At 60.8% G+C, this 26,558-nt stretch carries 19 protein-coding genes; 10 read left to right on the top strand and 9 right to left on the bottom strand.

Annotated features, from left to right (window positions below):
* Positions 1–190: 190 nt before the first annotated feature.
* The 7 genes from rpmE to sat all read right to left on the bottom strand — a co-directional run bounded on the left by rpmE (position 191) and on the right by sat (position 9,395).
* Positions 191–409, bottom strand: coding sequence for a 50S ribosomal protein L31 (rpmE, locus tag C6366_RS00850; RefSeq protein ID WP_107735452.1), 219 nt, complete (start codon positions 407–409; stop codon positions 191–193).
* A 135-nt stretch (positions 410–544) separates the two neighbouring features.
* Positions 545–1,717, bottom strand: a complete 1,173-nt coding sequence (qmoC, locus tag C6366_RS00845) for a quinone-interacting membrane-bound oxidoreductase complex subunit QmoC (protein ID WP_107735451.1) — start codon at positions 1,715–1,717, stop codon at positions 545–547.
* Between the two features lie 13 nt (positions 1,718–1,730).
* Complete coding sequence (locus C6366_RS00840) at positions 1,731–4,022, bottom strand: hydrogenase iron-sulfur subunit (protein WP_107735450.1); 2,292 nt, start codon at positions 4,020–4,022, stop codon at positions 1,731–1,733.
* A 3-nt stretch (positions 4,023–4,025) separates the two neighbouring features.
* Positions 4,026–5,273 (bottom strand): CoB--CoM heterodisulfide reductase iron-sulfur subunit A family protein, encoded by a 1,248-nt coding sequence (locus C6366_RS00835; RefSeq protein WP_107735449.1) that lies wholly within the window; start codon positions 5,271–5,273, stop codon positions 4,026–4,028.
* A 192-nt stretch (positions 5,274–5,465) separates the two neighbouring features.
* Positions 5,466–7,448: an adenylyl-sulfate reductase subunit alpha gene (gene aprA, locus C6366_RS00830; RefSeq protein ID WP_107735448.1), complete on the bottom strand. Its 1,983-nt coding sequence runs from the start codon at positions 7,446–7,448 to the stop codon at positions 5,466–5,468.
* 61 nt (positions 7,449–7,509) lie between these two features.
* A complete protein-coding gene (gene aprB, locus C6366_RS00825; RefSeq protein WP_107735447.1) occupies positions 7,510–8,004 on the bottom strand; it encodes an adenylyl-sulfate reductase subunit beta in 495 nt (164 codons plus the stop codon).
* Positions 8,005–8,108: 104 nt separating this feature from the next.
* Positions 8,109–9,395, bottom strand: a complete 1,287-nt coding sequence (gene sat, locus C6366_RS00820; protein ID WP_107735446.1) for a sulfate adenylyltransferase — start codon at positions 9,393–9,395, stop codon at positions 8,109–8,111.
* A 656-nt stretch (positions 9,396–10,051) separates the two neighbouring features.
* On the opposite strand from sat, the gene C6366_RS00815 reads away from it, so the two are divergent.
* From C6366_RS00815 to C6366_RS00785, 7 genes are all read left to right on the top strand, one after another.
* Entirely contained in the window at positions 10,052–11,992 is a 1,941-nt protein-coding gene (locus C6366_RS00815; protein WP_146164735.1) for a hypothetical protein, read from the top strand.
* The gene (locus tag C6366_RS00810; RefSeq protein ID WP_107735444.1) at positions 11,955–12,242 is read left to right on the top strand and encodes a hypothetical protein; all 288 of its coding nucleotides are present in this window, start codon (positions 11,955–11,957) and stop codon (positions 12,240–12,242) included. The genes C6366_RS00815 and C6366_RS00810 overlap by 38 nt, the downstream gene beginning before the upstream one ends.
* A gap of 32 nt (positions 12,243–12,274) precedes the next feature.
* Positions 12,275–14,206, top strand: coding sequence for an aconitate hydratase (locus C6366_RS00805; RefSeq protein WP_107735443.1), 1,932 nt, complete (start codon positions 12,275–12,277; stop codon positions 14,204–14,206).
* A 51-nt stretch (positions 14,207–14,257) separates the two neighbouring features.
* Entirely contained in the window at positions 14,258–16,147 is a 1,890-nt protein-coding gene (locus C6366_RS00800) for a SurA N-terminal domain-containing protein (RefSeq protein WP_107735442.1), read from the top strand.
* A gap of 59 nt (positions 16,148–16,206) precedes the next feature.
* Positions 16,207–16,938, top strand: a complete 732-nt coding sequence (locus C6366_RS00795; RefSeq protein WP_107735441.1) for an SIMPL domain-containing protein — start codon at positions 16,207–16,209, stop codon at positions 16,936–16,938.
* 93 nt (positions 16,939–17,031) lie between these two features.
* Complete coding sequence (locus tag C6366_RS00790; RefSeq protein WP_146164734.1) at positions 17,032–18,672, top strand: dephospho-CoA kinase; 1,641 nt, start codon at positions 17,032–17,034, stop codon at positions 18,670–18,672.
* Positions 18,673–18,866: 194 nt separating this feature from the next.
* Entirely contained in the window at positions 18,867–19,595 is a 729-nt protein-coding gene (locus C6366_RS00785) for a rhomboid family intramembrane serine protease (RefSeq protein WP_107735439.1), read from the top strand.
* A 15-nt stretch (positions 19,596–19,610) separates the two neighbouring features.
* On the opposite strand, the gene C6366_RS00780 is transcribed toward C6366_RS00785, so the two are convergent.
* Positions 19,611–20,768, bottom strand: coding sequence for a spore photoproduct lyase family protein (locus C6366_RS00780; protein ID WP_199221387.1), 1,158 nt, complete (start codon positions 20,766–20,768; stop codon positions 19,611–19,613).
* Positions 20,769–20,827: 59 nt separating this feature from the next.
* On the opposite strand from C6366_RS00780, the gene C6366_RS00775 reads away from it, so the two are divergent.
* The 3 genes from C6366_RS00775 (at position 20,828) to gpmI (ending at position 24,323) form a co-directional block, all read left to right on the top strand.
* A complete protein-coding gene (locus C6366_RS00775; RefSeq protein WP_199221386.1) occupies positions 20,828–21,685 on the top strand; it encodes a glycosyltransferase family 2 protein in 858 nt (285 codons plus the stop codon).
* Positions 21,660–22,391, top strand: coding sequence for a polysaccharide deacetylase family protein (locus C6366_RS00770; protein ID WP_107735438.1), 732 nt, complete (start codon positions 21,660–21,662; stop codon positions 22,389–22,391). Before C6366_RS00775 ends, C6366_RS00770 begins: the two co-directional genes overlap by 26 nt.
* Before the next feature lie 300 nt (positions 22,392–22,691).
* Positions 22,692–24,323: a 2,3-bisphosphoglycerate-independent phosphoglycerate mutase gene (gpmI, locus tag C6366_RS00765; protein ID WP_107735437.1), complete on the top strand. Its 1,632-nt coding sequence runs from the start codon at positions 22,692–22,694 to the stop codon at positions 24,321–24,323.
* 57 nt (positions 24,324–24,380) lie between these two features.
* Here the strand turns inward: gpmI and C6366_RS00760 are convergent, their stop codons facing one another.
* Positions 24,381–26,549 (bottom strand): CHASE2 domain-containing protein, encoded by a 2,169-nt coding sequence (locus C6366_RS00760; RefSeq protein ID WP_107735436.1) that lies wholly within the window; start codon positions 26,547–26,549, stop codon positions 24,381–24,383.
* Positions 26,550–26,558 lie beyond the last annotated feature (9 nt).

Here is a 26,558-nt window from a genome sequence, read left to right as displayed (position 1 = left end):
CAATTTGCGTGGGTGAGACAATAAATCCACAAGAACCATCAGATCACAAAAAAGACGTTCCCAAAGTAACTCTGGGAGAAGCATCCGAAGATAAACAACGCCCACGTCGTCGTCGGATCATGCCCGTGGACGCGTAGGCGTATTTCTTAAGCTTGGGAGGGAATAGACGCGGCTGAGGAGGTTCTCCAAATCAGGCCTTGCCGCCAGCTACGGAAGCATACTTCTTTTTGAAGCGGTCGATTCGTCCGGCCGTGTCCACGAAACGTTGCTTGCCGGTGTAAAAGGGATGGCAGTTGGCGCATATTTCCATCTGGACGTCGTTGCGCTGGGTGGTCAAAGCCACGATCTCATGACCGCAGGCGCAGTGGATCTTGCGTTTGCTTGTTTCAGGATGAATCTCTTTTTTCATTGGAAATGACTCCTTGGTGTATTTGCGAAAACGAGATAAATAGCTTGAACGGCTCGTTCTGACAAGTGCTGGGACTGACCAAAAAAAACCAGGGTCTCTCGACCCTGGTTTTGATCATCACAAAGAGTCAAGGCACTAAGCTTGCGGCTTGGGCGACCTGCCGATGTGCCGCGCATACCCCAGGGCCACCGTGCGGTAAACCAGGTGCGCCAGCTTGGACCAAGGCAGATAGGCGAAAAGCATGAAGATGCTCACCAAGTGAATGTAGTACATCGGGTAGGCCGCGCCGGGAACATTGGCCAAGCGCAACAGCTGACTAAACATTCCGGACAGGGCCACGACCCAGATAACGCCCAGCAGGTACCAATCGTAGTAGTTCGACTTGAACTTCGCGTCGTCCAGGTTCAAACGCCGCTTGGTCACCATCACCAAGCCGACGATCAGGGCAATGGATGCGATATTGGCCAAGATCTTAAAGGGGTTCCACAGGCTCATGGGAGTCATCAGATCCAAGCCGGTGAATACGCCCAGCCAGTAGGCTACGCCCACGTAGGCCGTAACGATGAACAGACCAACAAAACCAAAGAAGATCCCCATATGTCCGTAGTAGCGGTCAGTGTTGTCTCCACCGCACTCCTTCCACTTGGTGTGGGAAAGGATCTCGTCGATGATTACCTGCCACGTGGACTTGAGCACGGTCAGTACGGGTACCCCGCCCATGGGTGCTTGTGGTGAATCATTGAAAGTTTTGATCAGGGAGAGCACTCCCCGAACAAAAATTACCACCACGGCCACGGCGATCAAGCCGAACAGGGGGTCAATAAACGCCGTCTGGGGGAAGACCAGGCGGTACAGGACTTGACCGTTATCATCCACTGGCGTTCCGAAGAATCCGGAGGTCACGAACCAGGCAATCAGGAAAATCAGCGCGGGAATACCGGCCAGAATCGGCAGGTACTTGGCTGAACTCATGAACTTGCCCATGATAGTCGGCTGCGCGATGTTCTGGTAGGCCATGTTGCGCATGGCCGCCATCAAGTCCGCCGGCTTCGCGCCGCGGGGACACTGGTCAGAACAGGTGCCGCAATTGTGGCAGAGCCACATGTCCAAATCACCCACCAACTTATCCTTCAGCCCCCACTGCGCCCAGATCATCTCCTTGCGCGGGTAGGGATTTTCCTCCGGCGACAGGGGGCAGACCACAGAACACGTGGCGCATTGATAGCATTTCTTGAGTGATTCTCCGCCCGCGGCCTGCATCTCCTGAATAAACTGCAGATCGGGCTCAATGCGTTTAACTTGTGCCATATTCCGTCACCTCCTAGAAGCCTTTGTATGGGTTGGCGCCGATATCGTCGATGATATGATTCATGAAGTCGTCGATCATCTGCGGAATCTTGTCGTATTCGTCTATGGCCACCTGCTTCTGCTGGACACGTTCCGGCTCCAACTGCAAGCGCCCGAGGGTCTCGGCGATGTTTTCCATGCGCTTGTTGCAGAGTTCGCTGCCCTTGGCGAAGTGACATTGGTAATCGTCGCCGTATTTGCAGCCCAGCAGCAGGACGCCGTCAATGCCCTTGGACATGGAGTCAGCGACCCAAATGCTGTTGATGGAGCCCAGACAACGGACGGAAATGAACCTGACGTACGGGGACCATTTCTTGCCTTGGAACGCGGCCATGTCCAGAGCCGGATAGGCGTCGTTCTCACAGACGAACACGATGACCCGCGGACCGCCTTCGTCGATATCGTCCGGAACCTCGTTTTCCTTGATCATCGAGGCGATCATGTCCACGTTGTACTCCTCGAAGGAGATCACGCGTTCCGGACACGCGCCCATGCAGGTTCCGCAACGGCGGCAGCGAGTCGGGTTAGGCTGTGGCGTACCCTTTTCATCGTCGTCCAGGGCGCCGAAGGGACATTCCTCGGTGCAGCGCTTACACTGGGTGCACCGAACCATGTTGAACTTGGGAAAGGAGATGTCACCGGATCGCGGATGCACGGCCATTCCGCGGTTGATGGACTCAAGGCACTGGATGGCCTTGAGCACGGCCCCGGAAGCGTCGTCCTCCGCGGCGCCCATGAGCATGGGCTGGTGGACGCATCCGGCTGAATAGACGCCGGTTCGTCGAGTTTCGTAAGGGAAACAGATATAGTTGGAGTCGGCAAATCCGTTGAACAGGTTCAGATCCGGAAATGCCGGGCCCTGTCGATAGGCGAAGTTCATGACCGGATCGGCCAGGGTCGTGGGCACCATGCCCGTGGCCAGCACCAGAACGTCGACCTTGATCTCCAAGGGCTCGCCCAGCAGGGTATTCTCCGCCTGGATGATGATCCCGCCGTCGGAATCTTCCTTGACCTCGATCACGTCTCCCTTGGTCAGGAAAATGCCGGGATCGTCCTGAGCGGCCTTGTAGTACAGCTCCTGAAGACCGGGAACGATCATATCCTTGTAGATGATGAACGCCTTGCCGTTGGGGTTCTTTTCACGCAGATAGCCGGCCTGTTTCAGCGACACCATGCAGCAGACCGAAGAACAGTACGGCAGGTGACCTTCCTCGGTGGAGCGCTGTCCGGCACACTGGATAAAGGCCACGGACTGAACGGGACGTCCGTCGGAAGGCCGCAGCAACTCGCCTTTCTTGGCCATCAACTCCATGTCTACGTTGGTGATCACGTTGGTGAACTTGCCGTGTCCCAGGGGAGCCAGAACATTTTCTCCCTTCTGGATTTCCGGCGTATCAACGACCGCGATCTCTTCCCCTTCCTTGCTCTCTTCCTTCGGGGCTTCGGCCTCCACGACCCGTGCCTCGGGATCGAACGGCTTCCATCCTGTGGCCAGGACCACGGAACCGACGGTGATGCGTTCCTCGCCGTTGCCCGTGGCGATCACGGCGGTGTACTGACCGGGAGCACCCTCAAGCTTGTTCAACGTTGATCCGGTAAAAACGCGGATCTTATCGTTGGCGGAGACGTCGTTGATTTTCTTCTCCACGCCTGTCGGAACGGCCTGGGTGTAGGGGAAGGTGTACGGCACTTGCTTGTACATCTGAGCCGCAAAACCGCCCAATTGACCCTGCTTTTCCAAAAGGACCACATCATAGCCCAGCTTGGCGCCGCCCAGAGCGGCGGTCAGGCCGGTGTTCCCACCACCGACCACCAGGATGGTCCTGGTAACCTCCGGAATCTCCGGCTGCGGCACGACATACTTCTGCAACTTGATGATGCCCATTCGAATGTAATCTTGAGCCATCATCCGCAGGGTTTCCGGCACCTCACCTTCAGCCGTCGTGTCGGCTTCAGGACGGGCATAGGTCCAGGCGCACTGTTCGCGCAGATTGACGCGCTCCACAACGGTCTTTTCGCCGAACTGAAATACGTCCCATTTCACCCGGGGAGAGCAGGCGCAGACAGCAACACCGTCAATGGTTTCAGCGTCCACGTCCGCCTGGATCATGGCCTTGCCTTCCTGACTGCACAGCACCGGCGCGGTCTTGATCACCGGACAGCTGCCGCCGTATTCACTTTGCACGAATTCCGCGAGTTGCCCTGCATTCAGTTGAGGGCCAATGTCGCAACCTTCGCAAATATATACACCAATTTTGCTGGACATTGCTTACCTCCCTACCACGGTTTGAATTGCTTTCAGCGCCGCACCGGTCGCGGTCTGGGCCGAGCGCATGACGTCCAAGGGCATTTTGGCGCACCCCGCCGCTATCACTCCGGCTTCCTGCGAAATACAGAATCCATCGTCGTCCTGCTGCATGCCCGCGGGAAGGGTCTGTCCAGCAACGCTCGGTTCCATGCCGGTGGCCAAGACCACCATGTCGTACCGCTCTTCTTTCTTGATTCCCTTAATGATGTCTTCGGCGGTCACCAGAACGTCGCCGGTGGCACCGTCCTCTATGACCTGGGCTACCTTGCCCTTGACCATCAGGACTTTCTCATCCTCACGAATCTTCTGTAGAAACTTATCGTATCGTCCAGGGGTCCGGATATCGATATAGTAAATCACGATCTGCGCATCCGGATACTGGGCCCGCAAATAGGTGACCTGTTTCAGGGATGCCATGCAGCAAATGTAGGAACAGTAGGAGAGGTGGCTCTCATCGCGTGACCCGGCGCACTGCACGAAAGCGATCCGTTCCGGGGACTTTCCGTCTGAGGGGCGTACGATTTGGCCGTTGGTGGGTCCGCTGGGGCTGGCCAAACGTTCCATCTGCATGTTGGAAATGGCATTCTTGATCTTACCGGCACCGAGAATTTCCAACTTGGACACGTCGTAAGGCTTCCAGCCCGTGGCCCAGATCACGGCACCGACGTTCAAAGTCATTTCCTTTTCCCGGTCGTCCAGCTCGATGGCGTCGTAGGCGCACGCATCGACGCACTTGGAACAGCTCTTTCCGAGACAGACCGCGGGATCGATCACGTAGCGCAACGGAAACGAATTCAGATGCGGACGATACACGGCCTTGCGCTTTTGCAGGCCGAGTTCGAACTCGGAATCCGTTTCCACGGGACAGACCTGAGAACATTTATCACAGGCGGTACAGTTGGTGTTCACGTACCGCGGGCTGATCTTGATCTTGGCCGTGTAGTTGCCTGGAGAACCTGAGACGGAAACGACTTCGGCCAGGGTAAAAAATTTGACCCTAGGGTTGTTTTTGATCCGCTGATAGTTGATTTCCAACCCGCAGGAAGGGGGACAGAGCTTGGGGAAGTATTGATTCAACTGGGAAACGCGCCCCCCAAGACACGAATTTTTCTCGATGATATACACATCATGTCCGACTTCGGCTGCTTCCAGTGCGGCAGTGATCCCGCTGAAGCCGCCTCCCACGACAAGTATTCCTGAATGTTCCATAAGTTTCCTCCGTACAGTTTGCCTGACACTGGGCCCCAGGTCCTGAATTGGCCTAAACCTCGGCTGGAATCGTGATTTTCTCCTAGAATTCACGCCTCCAACAGAGAATTAAACCAGGGATACCCTGATTTGTCCAGTGGGGGAGAAAGAAAAAGCTGCGGGCCTTGCGGCCCGCAGCTGATACTCCGTGATTTACGGAATAACCTGAATCAAAGGCACCTTGTAGAAGGTGGTCTTCTTTTCAACCGGGTCGTACTTGGAGTTGGTGAAGCACTTCCACTCGTCGTCGTTCAACTCGGGGAAGTCGGTGCGATAGTAGAAACCGGGGTACCGGGTTTCCGTACGGAACTGAATGTGCTGCATGTGCAGACGAACGGTCCACAAACGGTGGTACTGCTCCCAGCAACGCAGCAGTTCGTGCAGGTCGCGGGCGGCCAGCTTCTTGGAGTCTTCGTCCAGCATGTCCAGAAGGGTCATGCCGGTCTCCAGCAGCTTCGCTGAGGTCCGGTAGTAGGTGGAGGTGCCTGCGCCGTACTCATCCGTGCACTTCATCAGACGATCCATGAAGTTACGCGGAGTGATGTACATCGGGTTGACCACCGGATCGGTGGAAGCGGACTTTCCGGCTTCGTAGTTGTAGTACGGAGCGTAGATCATCTTCTTCAGATCATCGTCCGTTTCCTTGATCGCCGGCTTGTAGTCCTTGTGGTCCACGACCCAGCGCACCAACTGCTTGGCGGCAATGCGGCCCTCGGCGTGGGAGCCGGAGGAGAACTTGTGACCGGAGGCACCGACGCAGTCACCGGCGATGAACAGACCGTTGACCGAGGTCATCCGGTTGTACACCTTGCCGTTGTCGGCCTTGATCTTGTAGCTGTCCGGAACCCATTCCTCATCCGGACCGGAGCACCAGATGCCGCAGCAACCGGAGTGCGAACCCAGCAAGTACGGCTCGGTGGGCATGATCTCGGAACCAACTTTCTCGGGCTCGATGTTCATGCAGGCCCACAGGTTGGCCTGACCGACGCACATGTCGAGGAAGTCTTCCCAAGCTTCGGACTCAAGGTGCTTCTGTTGCTTCTTGTCCAAAGTGGCGAAGGTGGTCTGCAGGGCGGTGGCGGTGTCCATGTAGATCGGACCGCGGCCGGCCTGCATTTCCGCCAGCATCATGTGGTTACGCAGACAGGTCGGGATGATGTGACCCTTGGCATAGCCTTTCTCACGATATCCCTTGATCATGTCGTCGTTGGTCACGCAGTAGTCTTCGCCCAGGGCGTTGACGGCCTTGGCCTTGAACAGCAGGAACCAGGCACCAACCGGGCCGTAACCGTCCTTGAAGCGGGCCGGGCAGAACCGGTTTTCCATCATGGTCATTTCACCGCCGGCCTGAGCGACCAAGGTGTAACCGGAACCGGCGTTCCAGACCGGGTACCATGCGCGGCCTTTGCCCTCACCAGTGGAGCGAGGACGGTACACGTTCACCGCGCCGCCGCTGGCCACGAGGCAGGCGTTGCACTTGAAGACGTACACTTTGTTGTCCCGCAGGGAGAAACCCACGGCGCCGGCAACCCGATTCGGGGTGTTGGCGTCCAGAAGCAGCTTCACCACGAAGATGCGCTCCAGGTAGTTGTCCTGACCAATGGCGTTCTTGGCGGCCTCGGCCACGAGAACCTTGTAGGATTCGCCGTTGATCATGATCTGCCACTTACCGGAACGAACCGGCTTGGCGCCGGTGCGCAGGGACAGGCCCTTGGCCTTGGCCTGAGCGCCGTCCAGGTTGTGTTCGCCTTCCTTGACCCAGCAGGGCAGGCCCCACTCTTCGAACAGGTGCACGGAATCGTCAACATGGCGGCCCAGGTCGAAGATCAGGTCTTCGCGGACAACGCCCATCAAGTCGGTGCGGACCATGCGCACGTAGTCGTCCGGGGTATTGTCGCCAAGGTAGGTGTTGATGGCGGACAAACCCTGGGCAACAGCGCCGGAGCGCTCCAGGGCGGCCTTGTCGACCAGGATGTAGCTCACGCCATGCTTGTCGGCCCAGGGCTTGATCTCAACGGCGGTGCCGCAAGCGGCCATGCCGCCGCCGATGATCAGCACGTCTTTTTCGATCGTAACAACTTCCGGTTCAGCGATCGGCACCCCTTGGGGGGCGATTTTTGAAGGAATTGTGGTCATGCGAAATCCTCCTGAGAGATTTTTTGGGTTGCTAAAATAAGTCAGTGAAGACTTGCACGCGCTACGCGCCGCAGGTCGGCTCGGTCCAGCACTGGGTGTAGTCGGTGTTGGTAAACTCGAACTTCTTGTTCACCACTTCGATGGGCTTCTTCAGCTCGGTCTCGGTGTAGAGCAGTTCGTTTTCCAAGTCGCCGGGAGCGGGCTTGCCATCGTAGGGATTAATGGAGCCTTCAGCCGTGGTCCGGATGGGGAACTTGAAGCGTTTGATGTTCCCGTTGCGGAACTTGATGGTCCACATGATGGCGTCGCCGGAACGCAGCGGAATGCTGGTCCCGCCCATGGGGGCGAAGTCGGCGTAGGGACGGGCTTCAATGGCGCCCTGGGGGCAGATCTTCACGCAGGAGTAGCACTCCCAACAAGCATCGGGTTCCTGGTTAAACGCCTTCATTTCCTGGGCATCCAGGATCATCAGGTCGTTCGGACAGATGTACATACATGCTGTCTTTTCACCACCCTTGCAACCGTCACATTTCTCCGGATTGACAAAAGTAGGCATAATTCGTCCTCCTCAGGTGTTGTAGTGTTGAAAAACAACCAAGCCTATATGAACAGCCGGGAGACCGACGTCTCCCGGCTGTACGGCTAATGAATTGAAATCGATCAACCAGCAGCGGCCTTGTGCATTTTGATCTCGACCTTCTCGGTCAGGCTGGCGTAGTACTCGCGCAAAATGACCAGAACTTCATCGCGACCGAAGTGATCCGGCACCTCGCCGCCCTCGGAGAGCAACTTGCGCAGCTTGGTTCCGCTCAGGATGACCCGGTCTTCCTTGGTGTGCGGGCAGGTGCGCAGAGAGGCCATGCCGTCGCACTTGAAGCAGTAGAATGTCCAGTCGATCTTCAGCGGCTTGCAGACCAGGGCCTGACCGGGAGTGGGACAGGCTTCCTTGGCGTAAGGAATCTTGTCGAAGATGGTTTGGGCTTCGAACATGCCGTAATAGTCGCCCACGCCAGCATGGTCACGACCGATGATCATGTGGGAGATGCCGAAGTTCTGGCGGAACGTGGCGTGCAGCAGGGCTTCGCGGGGACCGGCGTAGCGCATGTCCATGGGATAGCCGCCGTGAACCACGTTCTTTTCCACGAAATAGCCCTTGATCAGGGTATCAATGCACTTCACGCGCCATTCAGCGGGGATGTCGCCGGGCTTCAGGTTGCCCACCAGGGAGTGGATGAACACGCCGTCGCAGACTTCAATGGCGATCTTGGCCAGAAATTCATGGGAGCGGTGCATGGGGTTGCGCAACTGCAGCGCGGCAACCGTGTTCCAGCCCCGATCCTCGAAGGCCTTCCGGGACTCGGAGGGGCGCATGTACACGCCGGGATAGGTCTTGGGGTAGTGGCTCTCGGAGAGGACCTTGATCTTTCCGGCCAGGCTGACGGCCTTCTGTCCCAGAACCATGTCTACGCCCGGATGCGGATCCTCGGCATGCACCTTCCAGAAATCTTCGGGAGTCTTGGTGCCTTCACCCATGAAAACCTTTTCGCACTCGAACTTCTTTTCGGCCTCGGTCAACTCGTACTTCTCGTCGATCTTCATGGTGGCCAGAATTTCATCGTACTTGGAATCGTACAGAGCGATCTCGTCGCCTGCCTTGATGGCGGCGGCATCTTCCTGGGAAACGGAGAGGGTCACCGGGATGGGCCAGAAGGTCCCGTCGGTCAACAACATTTTCTCGCAGACGCCCTTCCAGTCGGCCTTGGACATGAACCCGGTCAACGGGCTGAACGCACCAATTCCCATCATCAAAACGTCGCCCTTCTCACGAGGAGCGAGTTCGATCTTCTTCAAGCCTTGAGCCTTTTTCTTTTCCGCTTCCAGCTCAGCGCCCTGAAGCAGACATTCCGTCAGTCCTTTGCCTCCATGCGGTGGAACCAATCCAGACATAGTTTTGTCTCCTTTTCCAGTTGTTTGGGTTATGGTTTAAGACATCCCCGGCAGGCGACGATGCACTACAAAACTATCGCAGACATGCTCCGTCGCGTGCCGAAAACGGGGTACTCGCTATAATACCGAAGCGCTTGTGCAATATTTAACAAGCGCTTCCAAAAGTGTCAACACAGAAAGTCAAAGCAACCACGCGGACGCTGACGGGCAACGTAAAATGGACCGTATCGCGGAGGATAATGAAAAAAACGAAAAGAAAGCAAGGCGAATCATTGAAGCAAGATGTCCATGCGGGAACCTCCAGCGAGTTCCGTAAATTTAAAAAACTCGGAGTCGGTCAGCCGAGGGGGATGGCGACTGACTTTGCTGTAACCGCCAGTTCGCCGAACCGATCAATCAGCACCAACGGCAAACGGTTCGCGCTCCGAGCAAGAAGAATCTGGGCTTGCTGTTTGACGGTCCGTTTACCAAACCTTGCGTTTTGCCAGCTTCTTCTTAATGATTGCGGACTGTGTACCCCATGCGAAATCCTTTTTCAACCCCCTTTTTTTGTTTTTCTCTGTCTCGTCGAAATGCTTCAGCATCTGATATTGATTCCAAGGCTTGTATCCCGATGCAAATCTGGATAAATACGAGCGTTTCACGAAAGGAAAACCATGAACAACCGCCCTTCCCCCCCCCCAAGTAGCGACCCCGATGGGGCACACGGGAGTACGCCTGAAACCACTCCCGGGGCCATGCACAACCCCAGCTCGGCCGACGACAGCGCGGAGAGGCGGGAACCGCTTTACCGCCTCGAGGAGCGTTTGCTGCGGGAGGAACGCAACGTTGCCGCCGCGCTACTTCGCCGATCCAGGCTCCTCGCTGAAATCGCCGCCCGGCGAAAGGGTGATCCTTCACGCACCGCTTCGAATCGTTCCGCCCTCCAAAACCTGGAAAAAGCCTTGTGGGCCGCCTGGGAGAACGTACTCCAGCCGGAGGAAGACGGTCGATCCAAGCACTGGCATCAATTGCTCTCCCAGTGCAACAATCTCGGCTACATCCTGGGCGAACAAAAAGACGCCCGAAGTGGCAAACCCTGGATACTTCGCCCCGGAGCTCCCAGCGGGTCCGTGACGTTTCCCGGACCGACGGACGTTCTCCGGGCCGAAATCGCGATATACTGGGCCGCGGCGGCCAATGCCGCCGCCAGGACAAGCCCGGTGCGGACCAACGACGACGTGGTCGAATTGATCAAGGCTCTGAACCAACTCGGAGCCGGTCTGGCCTGGGAACGCGATCTCGTGATTCACGTCCCGAGACGCTCCCCCGACCTGGACTTCGAACAAAAGACCGTCCACGCAGGACAAAGCCCCTTCACTTTGGCCCTGCTGCTCGCCACGGCCCTTGCCCGCCCTGGCATCGCCAAATTCAGCGGCTCCGGTTCACTGAACATGCTCGCCTTGAAACCATGGCAGCAGTTCCTCCCGCGACTCGGAGCCCGGCTACACCAACTCAACCCCCATGCCCCGGGGCTTCCGGTCCGCCTGGAATCCAACGGGAACCCCGAGAACGCGCACATCGACGGCGAAATGCCCGTGGAGTTGATCCTGGCCGTACTGGTCGCCGCTCCCTTCTACCCCCGAGGGTTGCGCCTGACCTGGGATGGGTCCGGCATGCCCGACGGACCCGGCGAGATAAGCACGAAGCTGAAGATCATCACCGAGTTATACGACTTGTACGGGGTTCCCTACACCTTACAGTCCGACGCGATCACGGTTTCCCATGCCCTACCCCGCTTGCCCGGCGACCACCTCCGAGATCATTTGCCTGATGGCTTAACGGATGGCTTGCCGAATGACCCATCTGGCCCACAACCCCTCTTCGATGTTCCCCTGGATCCCACTCTGAACGCCATGCTGCTGATCTGGTCGCGCTTCAGCGGGTGGGCCATGCGCCTGGAAGGTCGCTGGCCCAAGGGTGATCCGACCACGGAACCACTTCTGGCCCTGCTCCGATCCTGCGGACTCACCGTGACCATCGACCCAAAAGGAATCCGGGCCGAAGCCGGACCATGGCCCGCTGAACCGATTTTAGACATCCACGGCCACTCCCAGGCCCTGCCCCTGGGCGTAGTCCTGGCCTTGGGAGCTCCCGCCACGGCCATGCTTAAGGGCTTGCCCTCGGAGTACGACCAAGACGTGATCGACACCCTAGCGAACTGGTCCGGACGAACCTGGCGTCAGGATGGTTCATTCCTGATTTTTCAACCAATGCCGCGGGGAACCGAGCGCAGCGATCCACGCTTCAACCCCCCGGATGCCGCATGGGCCATGGCCGCGGCCATGCTTGCCTTCAGGCACCCCGGCATCCACCTGGCAAACCCTGGAGAACTAACCGGGTCGTGGCCCGGATTCTGGACGCTCTACAACCATGTTCTCACGGCGTCCGCCAAGCGGCCGGGGCAGCGACCAGAACAGCAACTGGCGCAACGACCAAAACACGCCGCAACCAATTTAAGCCGCCCCACAGGACAAAGCCATCCGGCCGGGTCGGACGCGAAAGGAGATATTCCAGCCAATGACGTCCAACGCACCAAACGCCGCGTCAAGCTCTGAGGCCGAGGTCATCGCCGCCCTAGAGGCCGAGATGGACGACTACAAGGCCCAGCAAATCGCCTGCGCCGCCAGGTTCAAGGAATTGCTGTTCAGTGAAAAAACTTCAGAGGGTATCGTCCATGCCCAGGAAATTTTCCGGTTGCAGCAGGACAAACTGCGCCTGCAAGTGGAAATCGACTGTCGACGCAACAAGATCAACCGAATACGTCTGTTCGGACTTGACGCCGAAAGGCAAAGCCATCCGTCCTGACGCCGCTCTTCAACCCCGACATGAGGACCCCCATGGGACGCAATCTCACCCAGAAAATCATCAGTGAACATCTTGTATCCGGTGAAATGACGCCCGGAGCGGAGATCGCCCTGCGCATCGACCAGACCTTAACCCAGGACGCCACCGGAACAATGGCCTACCTTCAGTGGATGGCCATGGGTCTCGATCAGGTCCAGACCGAGCTTTCCGTGAGCTACGTGGATCACAACACGCTGCAGATGGGCTTTCAAAACCCCGATGACCATCGTTTTCTGCGGACAGTGGCCGCCCGTTACGGGATCATCTTCTCCCCTCCCGGCACCGGAATCTGTCACCAACTGCATCTGGAAAACTTCGCCAAACCCGGCAAGACGCTGATCGGCTCGGACAGCCATACCCCCACCGCCGGGGGAGTCGGCTCCTTGGCCATGGGCGCGGGAGGGTTGTCCGTTGCCCTGGCCATGGCCGGCGAGCCGTATGTCATTCCCATGCCCAAGGTCTTCCAGATCCACCTGACCGGTCGGCTGCAAGATTGGGCAGGGGCCAAGGACGTCATTCTTCGCGTGCTCCAGCTGCTCTCGGTCAAGGGCGGCGTCGGCGCTGTCCTGGAGTACTCCGGGCCGGGCGTCGTCGGATTGACCGTTCCGGAGCGGGCCACCATCACCAACATGGGCGCGGAACTCGGCGCGACCTCCTCGGTCTTCCCCAGCGACGACCAGACCCGTGACTTCCTGGAACGCATGGGACGGGGCGAAGATTTCGCCCCGCTGGCCGCGGACGCGGATGCGACTTACGATCGTGTGGTCGAGATCGACCTGGACGCCATTGAGCCCATGGCCGCCACGCCGCACATGCCTGATCTGGTCGTTCCCGTCCGGGAACTGGACGGGCTGGCCGTGGATCAAGTGGCCATCGGCTCCTGCACCAACTCCTCCTATACTGACCTCAAGACCGCGGCCCTGGTGCTGCAAGACAAGCATGCCGCACGGACCACGGACCTGCTCATCGCTCCCGGTTCCAAGCAGGTTCTCAAGCTGTTGAACCGTGAAGGTCTCCTGGACGCCCTGCTGGACAGCGGGGCCCGCCTCCTGGAGTGCGCCTGCGGCCCGTGCATCGGCATGGGCGGCTCGCCCACTTCCAAAGGCGTCAGCCTGCGGACCTTCAACCGCAACTTCGAAGGCCGCAGCGGCACCCAAGACGGCCAGGTCTATCTCGTCGGTCCGGCCACCGCGGCCCAGGCCGCCCTTCACGGTCGAATCACCACCCCTTCCACCTGGGGTCCGGCCCCGGACAAGCCGCTTCTGCCTCGGGACGTGCCTTCCATCCGCCACCAGTTCATCATGCCGCCGGACTCCGCCGACGAAGCGGTGACGGTGGAGATTCTCCGCGGCCCGAACATCGTTCCCCTGGAGGAGTTCTCGCCTCTGCCGGAGACGATCCGGGCTCAGGTACTGATCGTTCTTGGGGACAACATCACCACGGACCACATCCTGCCCGGCGGCGCGACGGTCACGGCGCTGCGCTCCAACCTCCCGGCCATCAGCGAGTACATCTTCAACCGCGTGGACCCGGAATTCGTGGCCAGGGCAAAGCAGGCCCAGACCGGAATCATCGTCGGCGGGGAAAACTACGGGCAGGGTTCCAGCCGCGAGCACGCGGCCCTCGGCCCCCGTCATCTGGGGGTTCGAATCGTCCTGGCTAAGTCTTTCGCCCGAATTCACAAGGCCAACCTGATCAACTTCGGCATTCTGCCCCTGGTCTTCGTGAATCCGACGGACCACGACCGGATGGTCCAGGGTCAAGACGTTAAACTGACCGGGGCCTCGCTGTTCGCGGGGTTGGAAACGACCCTGACCGCCCAGGACGGAAATGGCATCCCGGTCCGCCATGATTTGACCCCCAAAGATCTTGAGATTATCAAATTCGGCGGGCTCCTGAACCTGATCAAAGCCCTCAAGAAATAGGATCAATCTTTATTCCCGCGCACACCGCGGGGCAGCACGCAAGGAGCAGCAATGCTTGACGCCATTCGTCGCAACGCCCAGTCCTGGGGCGTAAAGGTCATATTCGGGATCATCATCCTGGTGTTCGTCTTCTGGGGGGTCGGCAGCTTTCGCAGCGAGCGGGGCGATGTTCTGGCCGAGATCAACGAGAGCCCTCTGTTCCTGGAGGACTTTCAACGGGTTTACCGGCAGACGTTGGACAACCTGCGCCAGGAGAACCCCAACGTCAGCGTGGACGAACTGGAGCGGATGGATTTTCGAGGACAGATTTTCGGCCAGATGGTCAACACCAAGCTCATGGAGCAGGAGGCCGCTCGGTTGGGCCTGAACGTTTCCGCCCAGGAGCTGCGCCAAGCCATTACCGGCATGCAAGTCTTCCGTAATCTGGAGGACCGCTTCGACCCGGCCCAATACCAAGCGGTTCTGCGAGCCCACAACCTGACTCCCTCCCAGTTCGAGCGCGACTTCCGCGGGGACTTGGTCATCCAGCGCCTCCAGGAATTTATCGCCCTGCCAGCCGCGGTTTCCGACCAGGAGGTCAGGGACATCTTCATCTTCGCGCAAGAAGAAACCGTGCTGGAATACCTTTCGTTCCCCTGGACCACGGAGCTTGACGGCTTCGACGTCGACGAGGAAGCCGTGGAAGCCCGCTACCAGTCGCAATTGAACACCTTTCAGGTGCCGGCTCGGATACGCATCGCCTACCTGAACATCAGCCCGGCCGAACTGGCCGACCCCACCCGCGTCACCCAGGAAGAGATCGCGGCCTATTACACCGCCATGGCCCATGAATACGCCCAGCCGGAGCAGGTCAAAGCCCGGCATATCTTGATCACCCCCGAGGACGACACGGAAGAGGCCCAGGAGAGGGCTCGGGAAGCAATGCTGGAGGTATTGGTCCGGATTCAGGCCGGGGAATCCTTCGCCGACATGGCACGGGAGTACTCGCAAGACACCAGCGCTGCCCAGGGCGGCGATCTAGGCTGGTTCGGACGCGGGGAGATGGTCGCCGAGTTCGAGGACGCGGCCTTTAGCCTTGAACCCGGTCAGGTCGGCGAGCCGGTGCGCAGCCCGTTCGGGTGGCATCTGATTCAGGTCGAGGATCGCCGAGAAAGCGGCGTCGTGCCCCTGGAAGAAGTGGCCGCGACCATCCGGGCCAGATTGGCTGAGGAGCACGCCCTGGAGCGACTGCCCGAAACCCTGGACCTGGCCATGGAACAGATCATCGTCGGGGAATCCCTGGAAAAGGCCGCTGAAAAGCTCAACCTTGAACTCCGGACCTCGGAGTTCTTTCCCATGGGCCAATCCCCGTCCGGTTTAGACTTGTCGCCGGAAGCCGTGGCCGTGCTCTTCGGACTCCAGGACGGGGCCATCACCCAGACCCCGATCCTCATGGCCGACGGCTATCTGCTGGCCCAGCGCATCGACTTCGAACCCCAGCGCGTTCGTCCTCTGGAAGAAGTTCGGGACCGCGTCGTGGCCCAGTTGCGCCTGGAAAAGGCAAAGGAGGCCGCCCGGACCAAGGCCGAACAGGCCTTGGGAGCAATTACCGCCGAAGCCGCGGAAATACCCGAGGAGCTGCGGACCAGCGCCCCCTTCGGTCGCCAAGGCTTCATTCCCGGCCTGGGCTTTCATCCGAGCCTGGGGTCGGACGCCTTTGGCGCGCCGGTGGGCGACTGGCTTCCAGAAGTCTATGAAATGCAAGATTCGTTCATCGTCGCCCGGGTCCAAGAGCGCATCGCCCCACCGGAAGAGCAGTGGTTCGCCGAGCAAGACGAGTGGCGCGCATCTCTGCTCCAATCCCGACAACGCGAATTCACGCAGGCTTTCGTGGCCGAGTTGCAAAGCAAGGCCGAAATTCGGATCCTACGCCAGGACGTCCTGCGTCCCGCGCCGCGCTGACGCTCTTTCACCGTCGCCGCGACCAATTCCCTCGTCCCGTCACTCCAAGGAGGTTGACCATGTCCGATTCCCCGCTCAAGTTGTTCGTCGCCGCGCTGCTTGTCGCCGTTGGATTGACCTTGGGAGGCTTCTTCATCGGAAAGGGGTTCGTGGATGGACGGCTGGGTGACCGCTTCGTGACGGTCCGGGGCTTGGCCGAAACCGAGGTTAAGGCTGATCTGGCCATCTGGCCGATGCGCTTCGTGGCCACGGGAGACGACCTGACCAGGGTCCACGCTCAACTGGCCGCTGACGCGGAAAAGGTGGTCCAATTCCTGGTCCGCAACGGCCTGCCCAGGGAAGCCATCGAAGTGCAGTCCCTGGAGGTCACCGATCTGCTGGCCCAGACCTATCGCTCCGGGCCGGTGGATTCCAGATTCATACTAACCCAAATCCTCGTTGCCCGCACCGAAAACGTGGACCTCATCGCCTCGGCCAGCCAAAAGGTCAGCGAGTTAGTGGACGCCGGGGTGGTGCTCAGCGCGGAATGGAGCGCCGGCGGTCCGGTCTACCTGTTCACCGGGCTCAACGACGTCAAGCCGGAGATGATCGCCGAAGCCACGGTGAACGCTCGTCTGGCCGCTGAGCAGTTCGCCGCGGACTCCGGCAGCCGACTCGGCGGCATCCGCCGGGCCAATCAGGGCTTGTTCCAGATCCTGCCCCGGGACAATGCCCCGGACATGCAGGAACACAAGCAGATCAACAAGACTCTGCGCGTGGTGACTACGGTGGAATACTACCTGGACCAGTAGCGAACAGGTATATTTCCAGGTTCGCTGGACGTCTCACACAAGACGTCCAGCGGACCTTCCTTTCGCGGATACTCTCACCCCATCCCCCCTCTCGTGCCCCCTCCCGACTCAGCCTCACAGGCCTCGACCCTGACCTCCGTGGTCTCTCAGGATCAAGGCGGCGTCAGGCTGGATCAGTTCTGGATGCGCCATGCCGAAGACCAGGGCGTTGCCCGCTCCCGCATTCAGTCCTGGATCAAAAACGGCCTGGCCCTGATCAACGGTAGTCCCTGTCTGCGTCCCGGCCGCCGCCTTGCTCCCGGGGACCGGCTGGAGTTGCGGGCCGCCGTCCCGAATTCCGGCTTGACGCCTGAAAATCGCGAACTCCACGTTCTCTACCACGACGACGACCTGGTGATCCTGAACAAGCCAGCCGATCTGGTGGTCCATCCCGCCGCAGGCCTGGACCAAGGCACTTTGGTCCACCGGTTACTGCACCATTTTCCGGAACTCGCCGGGAAGGGCGCCGGTGGAATGGATACATCCCGGCCCGGCATCGTGCACCGCCTGGACAAGGACACCACGGGCCTCTTGGCCGTGGCCCTGAATGAGCCGACCCGGCTGTGTCTGGCCTCGGCCTTTGCCGCGCGGGAGGTGGAAAAGGTCTACCTGGCTCTGGTCCACGGCCGCCCCCGTGCCGAAGGCATCGTGGACGCCCCCATCGGTCGGCACCCGACCCTCAAGACCCGCATGGCCGTAACCGAAAAGGGCGGCAAACCGGCGCACAGCGCGTACACGCTGCTCTGGACCGCGCCCGAGGACCGCTTCAGCCTAGTCCAGGTGCGCATCGCCAGCGGCCGGACGCACCAGATCCGGGTGCATATGCGCCACGTGGGCCACCCGCTGCTCGGCGACCCGACCTACTGCCCGGCATCATTCACGAGCTGGCAGGATGACATCCCCTGCCTGAACGCCCTACTCCGCCGTCCCATGCTGCACGCCTGGAAACTCGGCCTGCCCCATCCGCGCACCAACCAGCCCCTGTCCTTCGTGCTGCCGCCGCCCAAGGACATGCTCCGGGTGATCCTGGTCGGCTCCCGAACCACCCAGCGCGTCGGCCTGACCGGCATGCCCGGTTGCGGTAAAAGCCTGCTCCTGGCCGACTTGGCGGCCCTGGGTCTTCCGGCCTGGAGCGCGGACAAGGCCGTGGCGGAATTGTATCTACCGGGGCGGGACGGTTGGGAGTTACTGCGGAGGAATTTCGGGGACCGCTTTATTCCGGACCCCGAGGGCCCGGTGGACAAACGTGCCTTGCTGAACGCCCTGCGGGAGACGCCGCACCTGCGCCGAGAGCTGGAAGCCCTGATCCACCCCCTGGCCAGGCACCATCTGGAAGACTTCTGGCAAGCCCACCGCAAGCACCGGGTCGCCGCGGCCGAGGTACCTCTGCTGCTGGAAACCGGGTGGCCTTCGGACTTCGACCTGATCGTCGGCCTGGCCTGCGACCCGGACCGTCGCCGAGCTTGGCTGCGGTCCGATCGGGGCTGGGACGAAAACCTGCTGGCGGACATGGAGTCCTGGCAATGGCCCGAAGCAAAAAAAATCCGGGCCTGCCACCTCGTCGTGACCAACCCGGGTACGCGAGACGAACTCGCCCAAAAAGCACGGAGCCTGGTCGATGTCTTGCAATGGCTGCGCCAGCAAGGCGTTCGCCGCATTCTGGCCCGGATCACCGCCTTGGTGGCCCCGGAATAGGCTTCTGAAAGCAACCCCGCATAACACCGGTTCTCTCTCGGCAACACATTATTCGCCAAAATATGAAGGTATCGGTGTCGGCGTCGGAATCGGTATCGGGATCGATAATGTTTGATCGCCTGTAACCCTAATTCGACCCCGATTCCGACCCCGAAAGAGATGCTTTGGAATAGATAATGGTCTAAGGGAAGAGCATGTTCCCACTTCGCGACAACATCCCCAGCCGAAGCCCGTCCTACGGCATGTGGCTGATCATCATCGCCAACACCCTGGTCTTCATCCTCCAATTGACCATGACGGAACGGGAGCTGCTCCGCTTCACCCACGTCTTCGGCATGGTTCCGGCCCGAGCCACGGACCCGGGCTGGGCCCAGTGGGTCGGCTACTCCCCGGACTGGACCATGACCCTGGTCACGCACATGTTCCTGCACGCCGGATGGCTGCACTACCTGCTGAACATGTGGATGCTTTGGATTTTCGGGGACAACGTGGAAGACGTGATGGGCACTGTGCGATTCGTCCTGTTCTACCTGCTCTGCGGACTGGGAGCGATCCTGGCCCACCTGCTCTTCAACCTGGGCTCCACGGTTCCCGTTGTCGGGGCCTCCGGGGCCATCGCCGGTGTAATGGGCGCGTACCTCCTGCTCTACCCCCACGCCAGGGTGGTGGCCTTCGTGCCCATCCTCTTTCTGCCCTTCTTTTTCGAAATCCCGGCGGTGATCTTCCTGGGCATCTGGTTCCTGATCCAGATCGTCTCCGGCCTCTTCTCCCTGGTCTTCCAGGGCATCGGCGGCGGCATCGCCTGGTGGGCGCACATCGGGGGGTTCATCATGGGCATGGCCCTGGTCCGAATATTCCAAAAACGCGGCGCCTGCCGCCACTGCACCACACTGGAACAGTGGTTTCGGGATCATAGCCGCTGAAACAGGAAGGCCCCCTCATTCCCCAACCGCCCGCCGCATCAAATACCGACCCAGCCCGCCCAAGTCCTTCGGCGCGTATCCGAACACCGCGTCCCAGACTTCGTCGGACTCCATGCACAGGTACAGGCCTTGAAATCCGGCCCGGCGCAGCGCTTCGGCCACGTGGCGCAGTTGGCGGACCCGCAGGGGGCGGAGCAGGCGTTGCTTGCCGTCCAGACCGGTGATGAATTCGGCGTAAATGTAGCGGGCCTGGGGGTGGTTTTCCTCGATGCGCTGCTTGAGTTCCGGCATGAAGCGCAGCGATCCCAGGCTGATGTAGGCTACGTCCTCGGGGCGGAGATGGTCCGCGATCATTTCCACGGTTCGCGTGTAGCCGCGCTCCCAACCGGGAAACGGGATCACCGGGTCGAAGTGCAGGCAGACGCGGAAACCCGCCTGGGCGCAGGTCCGGGCGGCCCGCAGGCGCTCTTCCAGCGACGCGCTGCCGCCCTCTTGGTCGGCCTGGATCTCCGGCGCGTTCATGGACCAGGCCGGCAGAACCCGGTCCGGCCTGACCACCCGGTCCATCCAGCTCAGATCCACGACCTTGGATTTCAGTTCCAGGCAGGCTTGCGGATACGCGCCAAGAAACTCCACCAGATCCCGGCTGTAGCCGGTCAGCGGCTCCAGGGTCAGGGAGTCGGTGAACTCCCCGGTGCCCAGCCGCCAGTGCTGGTCGGGTCGCTCCCCAAAAGCCATCTCCAATTCGGCGAACAAATCAGCCTGATTGGCCCAGACCTTGAGTACCCGGTCTTGAAAGTAGGCCTGGAGGATGCAATACGAGCAAGACAAAGGGCAGTTCTCGCCGATATGCACGATCCGGTAGGCGCAGCAGTGATAGTGCCGTGTCCCCGGGCAGGAACGCAAAAACCGGCCTTTGTAGTGCTTCAGATACACCACGCCCTGTCCTGCCTCGGCCTCGCCCGCATCTCGCCCGGCGCTTGTCCCGTGCCGTCCGATCCGAAGCGAACCCGCCGCCCCTTCATCATGGTCGCGAACCTCCACGGGCAGATGAGCCAGCCGCCCCAGCACCCGCTTGGTCATGGGCGCATCCAGAACGGAATGATCCACAAGAACGCCCTTCAGGTCGCGAAGATGCGCTGGCAAGGAAGAGGGAGATTCGGAATGTTGCATGTTCGTGGTCGGGTTGGAGTTGACTTCACGGCTTGCTTGGGCAAGGGAGTTTTTGCCGGATGCAAAGCTCCGCGTCCAGTGTTCGAAATGATATTTCCGGGCCGCTGTCCTCGTCGGTCGCTTCCAACCAAGCCATCATGCCCACTCCCCACGCACCACCCATCAGCGTCACCATCCTGACCAAAGACGCCCAGCGCCTGCTCACCGAATGCCTGCATGCCGTTTCCGGCTTTCCGAACGTGGTGGTTCTAGACAACGGCTCCACCGACACCACCCTGGACATCGCCGCGACCTTCTCCAATGTCCGCGTTTTCCAGGAGCCCTTCACGGGCTTCGGCCCCCTGCACAACCGGGCCTCGGAACTGGCCGCCTACGACTGGATTCTGTCCATCGACAGCGACGAGATCGTCACACCGGAACTCTTCGCCGAGATCGCCTCCCAAAACCTGGACCCGGACTGCGTCTACTCCTTCCCCATGGAAAACTACTTCAACGGCAAGCGGATCACCACCTGCGGCTGGCATCCGGACCGGCACGTCCGGCTGTTTCATCGCGGGCGCACCCGGTTCACGGACGCGGCGGTGCATGAAGGCGTGATCACCGCGGGTTTGCGCGAGGTTCGCCTCAATTATCCGGTCAGGCACTACTCCTACGCCTGCGTCGCCGACTTCCTGACCAAGATGCAGCGCTACACCGATCAGTTCGCGGCCCAGCACGCCGGAAATAAGTCCTCCAGCCCCCTGAAGGCCGCACTGCACGGCGGCTTCGCCTTTTTCAAATCCTACCTGCTCCAGCGCGGATTTCTCCAGGGCTACGAGGGCCTGCTCATCTCGGCCTACAACGGCCACACCGCGTTCTACAAGTATCTCAAGCTGTACGAGGCCAACCTGCGTGCTCGCCGTCCTGATGTACCATGACGTGGTTCCCGGCGGTGGCAAATACGCCAACGACCCGGGCCTGCTCCACGCCCATCTCCGCTACGTGCGCGACAACCATCCCGTAGTCCTGCCGGGAGAGCCGCTACAACCGGGCAGTCTCAGCGTCTGCCTGACCTTTGACGACGCCCATGTCGGCTTCTTTCACTTCGCATATCCGCTGCTGCGGGAACTGGGACTGAAGGCGGTGGTCGGCGTATCCACGGACGTGATCCGGGAGGAAACCACCGCCCAGATGCACGACCGTCTGCGTGTCAGTTCCCAAGCCGGACGCGAGGGGGACACGGCCTGCTTTTGCACCTGGCAAGAGCTGCGGGAAATGCAGGACAGCGGAACGGTCCAGGTAGCCTGCCATTCCGCCGGGCACCAGGATCTGACCGGACCGGGCGTGGACCTGGACCGGGAAATCCGCCACGCTGGTCAAACCATCGCCGACCATCTGGGCCGATTCCCGAACACCTATGTCTACCCGTCAGGCTTGGTGAACCGCCGGATCGACAGGCTCGCGACCCGCCATTACCCCTACCGGATGCGCATCGGCGCGGCCCTGAACCACGGCTGGCGCAACCCCGGCGGCGGCCCGCTCTACCGGCTCCAGGGCGACGCCCTGCAAGACAAACGCGGCCCCCTGCGGACGATCTGGAAACCAAGATTTCGGTATTACTGGAATATATTGCGCGGAAGATGACCCACACGGGCCAGTCATTCCCGTTTTGCATCCGACCTGCTGCGCTGATACGCTCTTCCTGAAACGTGAAGCCACAATACGCGATCTTCCCGGGAATAGCTTCGCAACTACTCAGCACAGAGTAATGCCTTTGCCGGGGTCGGAATCGGAATCGGAATCGGGATCGAAAACACTTGGGATGCGTTCTATTTTTTTCTGTTCCGATCCCAACTCCGATCCCGACCCCGACTCCGATGGCCACGGGAAGAGCACACAAGGTGTGCTGAGTAGTTACAAAACTTCAAGCAAAGGAATATTACCATGATCAAGACGCCCCTCGCTCCGCTCCCCGGAGTTCAACCTTGTCCCGGCCCCGTGGTTCTCGTCATCATGGACGGGGTTGGCCTTGGCCCGCAAGACACCAGCGATGGCGTCTTCGTTTCCTACACCCCGGTTTTGGACGCCTTGCTGGGCGAACCGCTTATGGTCCGGCTCAAGGCCCATGGAACCGCCGTGGGGCTGCCCTCGGAGGACGACATGGGCAATTCCGAGGTGGGGCACAATGCTCTGGGCGCGGGGCGGGTCTTTTCCCAGGGAGCCCGACTGGTCAACGAGGCCATCGCCTCGGGCCGGGTCTTTGTGGGCGAGGCCTGGGGCCGCGTGATCCAGGCTGGTTTGGACGGAGGAACAGTGCATTTCATCGGCATGGTTTCGGACGGCAACGTGCACAGCCATATCAACCAACTCCACGCCCTGCTGGACGGCTGCGTCCGGGCCGGAGTGCGCCGGGTCCGGGTGCATGCCCTGCTAGACGGCCGGGACGTGGATCAGAGAAGCGCGCTGCGCTACGTTGAACCGCTGGAATCCCGCCTGGCCGGGCTGTCAACGGATGGAAGGGATTATCGGATCGCCTCGGGCGGGGGCAGGATGGTCACGACCATGGACCGTTATAACGCCAACTGGAAGGTGGTGGAAAAAGGCTGGCAGGCCCACGTCCTGGGTCAAGGGCGACCCTTTGCTTCAGCTTCCGAGGCGATTTCGACCTACTACCGGGAAAACCCGAAAATAACCGACCAGTACATGGACAGCTTCGTGGTCGTGGATTCCGACGGACCGGTGGGGACCATTGAGGACGACGACGCCGTGGTCTTCTTCAACTTCCGCGGAGACCGGGCCATCGAGATTTCCCGAGCATTCGAAGAGGCGGACTTCTCCGAGTTCGACCGGGTCCGCCGTCCGGACGTGTTTTACGCCGGGATGATGCAGTACGACGGGGACGCCTTGATCCCCAAGAACTTCCTCGTGGAACCGCCGACCATCACCGGAACCGTCAGCGAGCATCTCTGCGCCACGGGGATCACGTCCTTCGCCATTTCGGAAACCCAGAAATTCGGCCACGTGACCTACTTCTGGAACGGTAACAAGTCCGGGTATATCGACAAGAATCTCGAAGCCTACGAGGAAATCCCCTCGGACAGGATCGCCTTCGACCTACGGCCCTGGATGAAGGCCGCCGAGATCACGGACCGGGTCGTGGAGGTCATTGCCCAGGGCAGCCGCCGCTTCATTCGACTGAATCTGGCCAACGGCGACATGGTCGGCCACACCGGAGTGGAGCCGGCGATCCGGATCGCCGTGGCCACTGTGGATACCTGCCTGGAACGGATCCTGGACGCGGTGGCCCAGGCCGGAGGGATCGCCGTGGTTACCGCGGACCACGGCAACGCGGACTGCATGTGGACCGAGAAAAACGGCAAACGCTCCCCCATGGTCGCCCACACTCTGAGCCCGGTACCGTTCATCGTCAAGGACTTTTGCGACCGCAACGCCATCCAGCTCGCCCACGTTCCGGAACCAGGCCTGGCCAACGTCGCCGCGACCCTCTGCACCCTGCTGGGCCACGTTCCGCCTGAGGGTTATGAGCCTTCCCTGGTGACCGTGACGACCAAATAGCCACGCGAATGAACCGCCCGCTCCCGTGGGTCGCTCAAGGCGTTCCGAATCCCCCCATCACTTCGTCCGCATTCGGCGCACCCCGTCCCAATCCTCAGGCGCAACCGGGGGATGGTCGCGGCAGATTTCCAGGTATCCGTCCGCTGCGGGATCAACCTCGGCCAAAGAGGCGAGGATCCGCGCGGCCTGGTCAAAGTCAGCCCTGTAAAAGGCATCAAGTCCCTGGGCGAAGCGGTCCAGGTCGGCGGCTCTTGCGGATGCCTGATCCCTGCTCAGGGGCTCGTACACGGTCACCGGCTCGGCGCGGCCGACCACGGCCACCCGGCCCAGTTCACGCATGGGGATATCGTCGTCGGACTGTTCCAGGGCCGCTTTTCTTGTGGCCTCGGAAATCAGGGTGAAGCTGCCGAACTGCTTGTTCACGCCTTCCAGGCGGGCGGCCAAGTTCACGGCGTCGCCGAGCATGGAGTAGTCGAAGCGGGAATGGGAGCCCATGTTGCCCACCACGGCCGGGCCGGTGTTGATGCCGATGCGCATGAACAGATCATGGCCGGTTCGCTCCCGAAACCCCGGCCGCAGTTCGGCCAGCTGGCTCTGACAGCGTAGGGCGGCCCGGACCGCGCGCCGGGCATGATCCGGCACGTCCAGGGGCGCGTTCCAGAAAGCGATGATCGCGTCGCCCTCGAACTTGTCCACCGTGCCGCCCTCGTCATGGATGATCTCGGTCATGGCCGTGAGGTAGTCGTTGAGCAAGGCGGTCAGGGCCTCGGGGTCCAGGTTCTCGGAAATGGTGGTGAAGCCCTGCAGGTCGGAAAAAAAGATGCTCAGCTCCTTGCGCTCTCCGCCCAACTTGAGCTTGTCAGGGTCGGCGATGAGCTGTTCGATGACCAGGGGGCTGAGATACTGCTGAAAGGCGTTCTTGATGAACCGCCGCTGCCGACCTTCGGTGGCGTAATTAAATAGCAGGCCCAAAACCCCGGCCATGCCCACGCCGACCTCGGCCGCCACCAGGGGCGCCCACCAGCCGTTTTGATAGGCGAGCACGGCCAGGGCCGCGGGTACGGCCAGCAGCGCCAAAAGCGACAGTGATCCGGCCAGCGGCGAGCGCCACACGGCCAAGGCCAAGCCGGTGAGCAGGCACAGGCCGAGGATCAGCCCCACCGTGACCGGACCGGGAAGCTCGCGTAGAAAATCCCCGGACAGGAAGTTGTCCAAAAACGTGGCCTGGATTTCCACACCGGGGTAGACCCCGCTGACCGGCGTGGGTCGCAGATCGAACAGTCCGGGAGCGGAATAGCCGAAAAATACGTGTTTGCCTCGGAGTTCTTCCGGAGCGATCACCGCGGGCAGGTCTTCCAACAGCCGCAGTTCGGACTGGATCACCGCCGCCGCGCTGTAGGCCGCATGGGTGCCCGAGGGTCCGCGAAACCGCAAAATGGCCGCGCCGGCGGCGTTCAGGGGAATGAAACGATCGGACAGGGTCAGACCGCGACCCTCCAGCAAGGCGGCGAGCGGGGAGTGGTTTGCGCCGGAAGAGACTTTATCGGCCGCGAGGAAAGCGGCCAAACCCAGGGAGGGAACGGGACGGCCGTCGAAAACGTCCAGGGGTCGCATCCGGCGGAACACGCCGTCCGGATCCGGCCGAAGCTGGACGTTGCCCAACACGCGCGCCGCGGCGGCCAACTCGGGGCGCGGCGGGCTGATTCGGGTGGACAGGAGATGGGGGGCCGCGCCGGGCCACTCGTCCAAACCGACCACGCTCCAGGCGGGTTCGGGAAGGCTTTCAGGCCAGCCGGGCAGTCCGCCCGCCGCGGCACGGCTCAGAAACAGGGCCAGGGCCGTGGGGCCGAAGGAGGCCAGAGACTCGGCCAGCACGGCGTCGTCCTCAACCCCGTAGGCCGAAGGCTCCAGGAAGAGCACGTCAAATGTCAGGGAGGCAACCTGGGCCCGGCGGCAAAAGTCCACCACCGCAGTGTAGACCTCACGGGGCCAGGGCCAGCTTAAGCCGCCTTGCTCCTGCCCCCAATCCAGGCTTTGCTGATCCAGGAGGATCAGGGCGATGTCCTCCGTGGCCGGACCCGGAGCAGCCAGCCAGGCCACGCGCATGTCCCAGGTCTTGGCCTCCCAGCGCTCCCAAAGCCCCAGGCTCCAAGGCAGAAGCGCCAGGAACGCGGCGGCTAGGCCGGTGATCGCGGCTTGACGGAGAACCTTGGCGTGAGAGGCCATGAGGGGACA

This window comes from Desulfonatronum sp. SC1 (genome assembly GCF_003046795.1).
Lineage (GTDB): Bacteria > Desulfobacterota > Desulfovibrionia > Desulfovibrionales > Desulfonatronaceae > Desulfonatronum.
The sequence above is the reverse complement of the archived record's forward strand: the minus strand, read 5'-3'. Positions and strand labels throughout refer to the sequence as shown.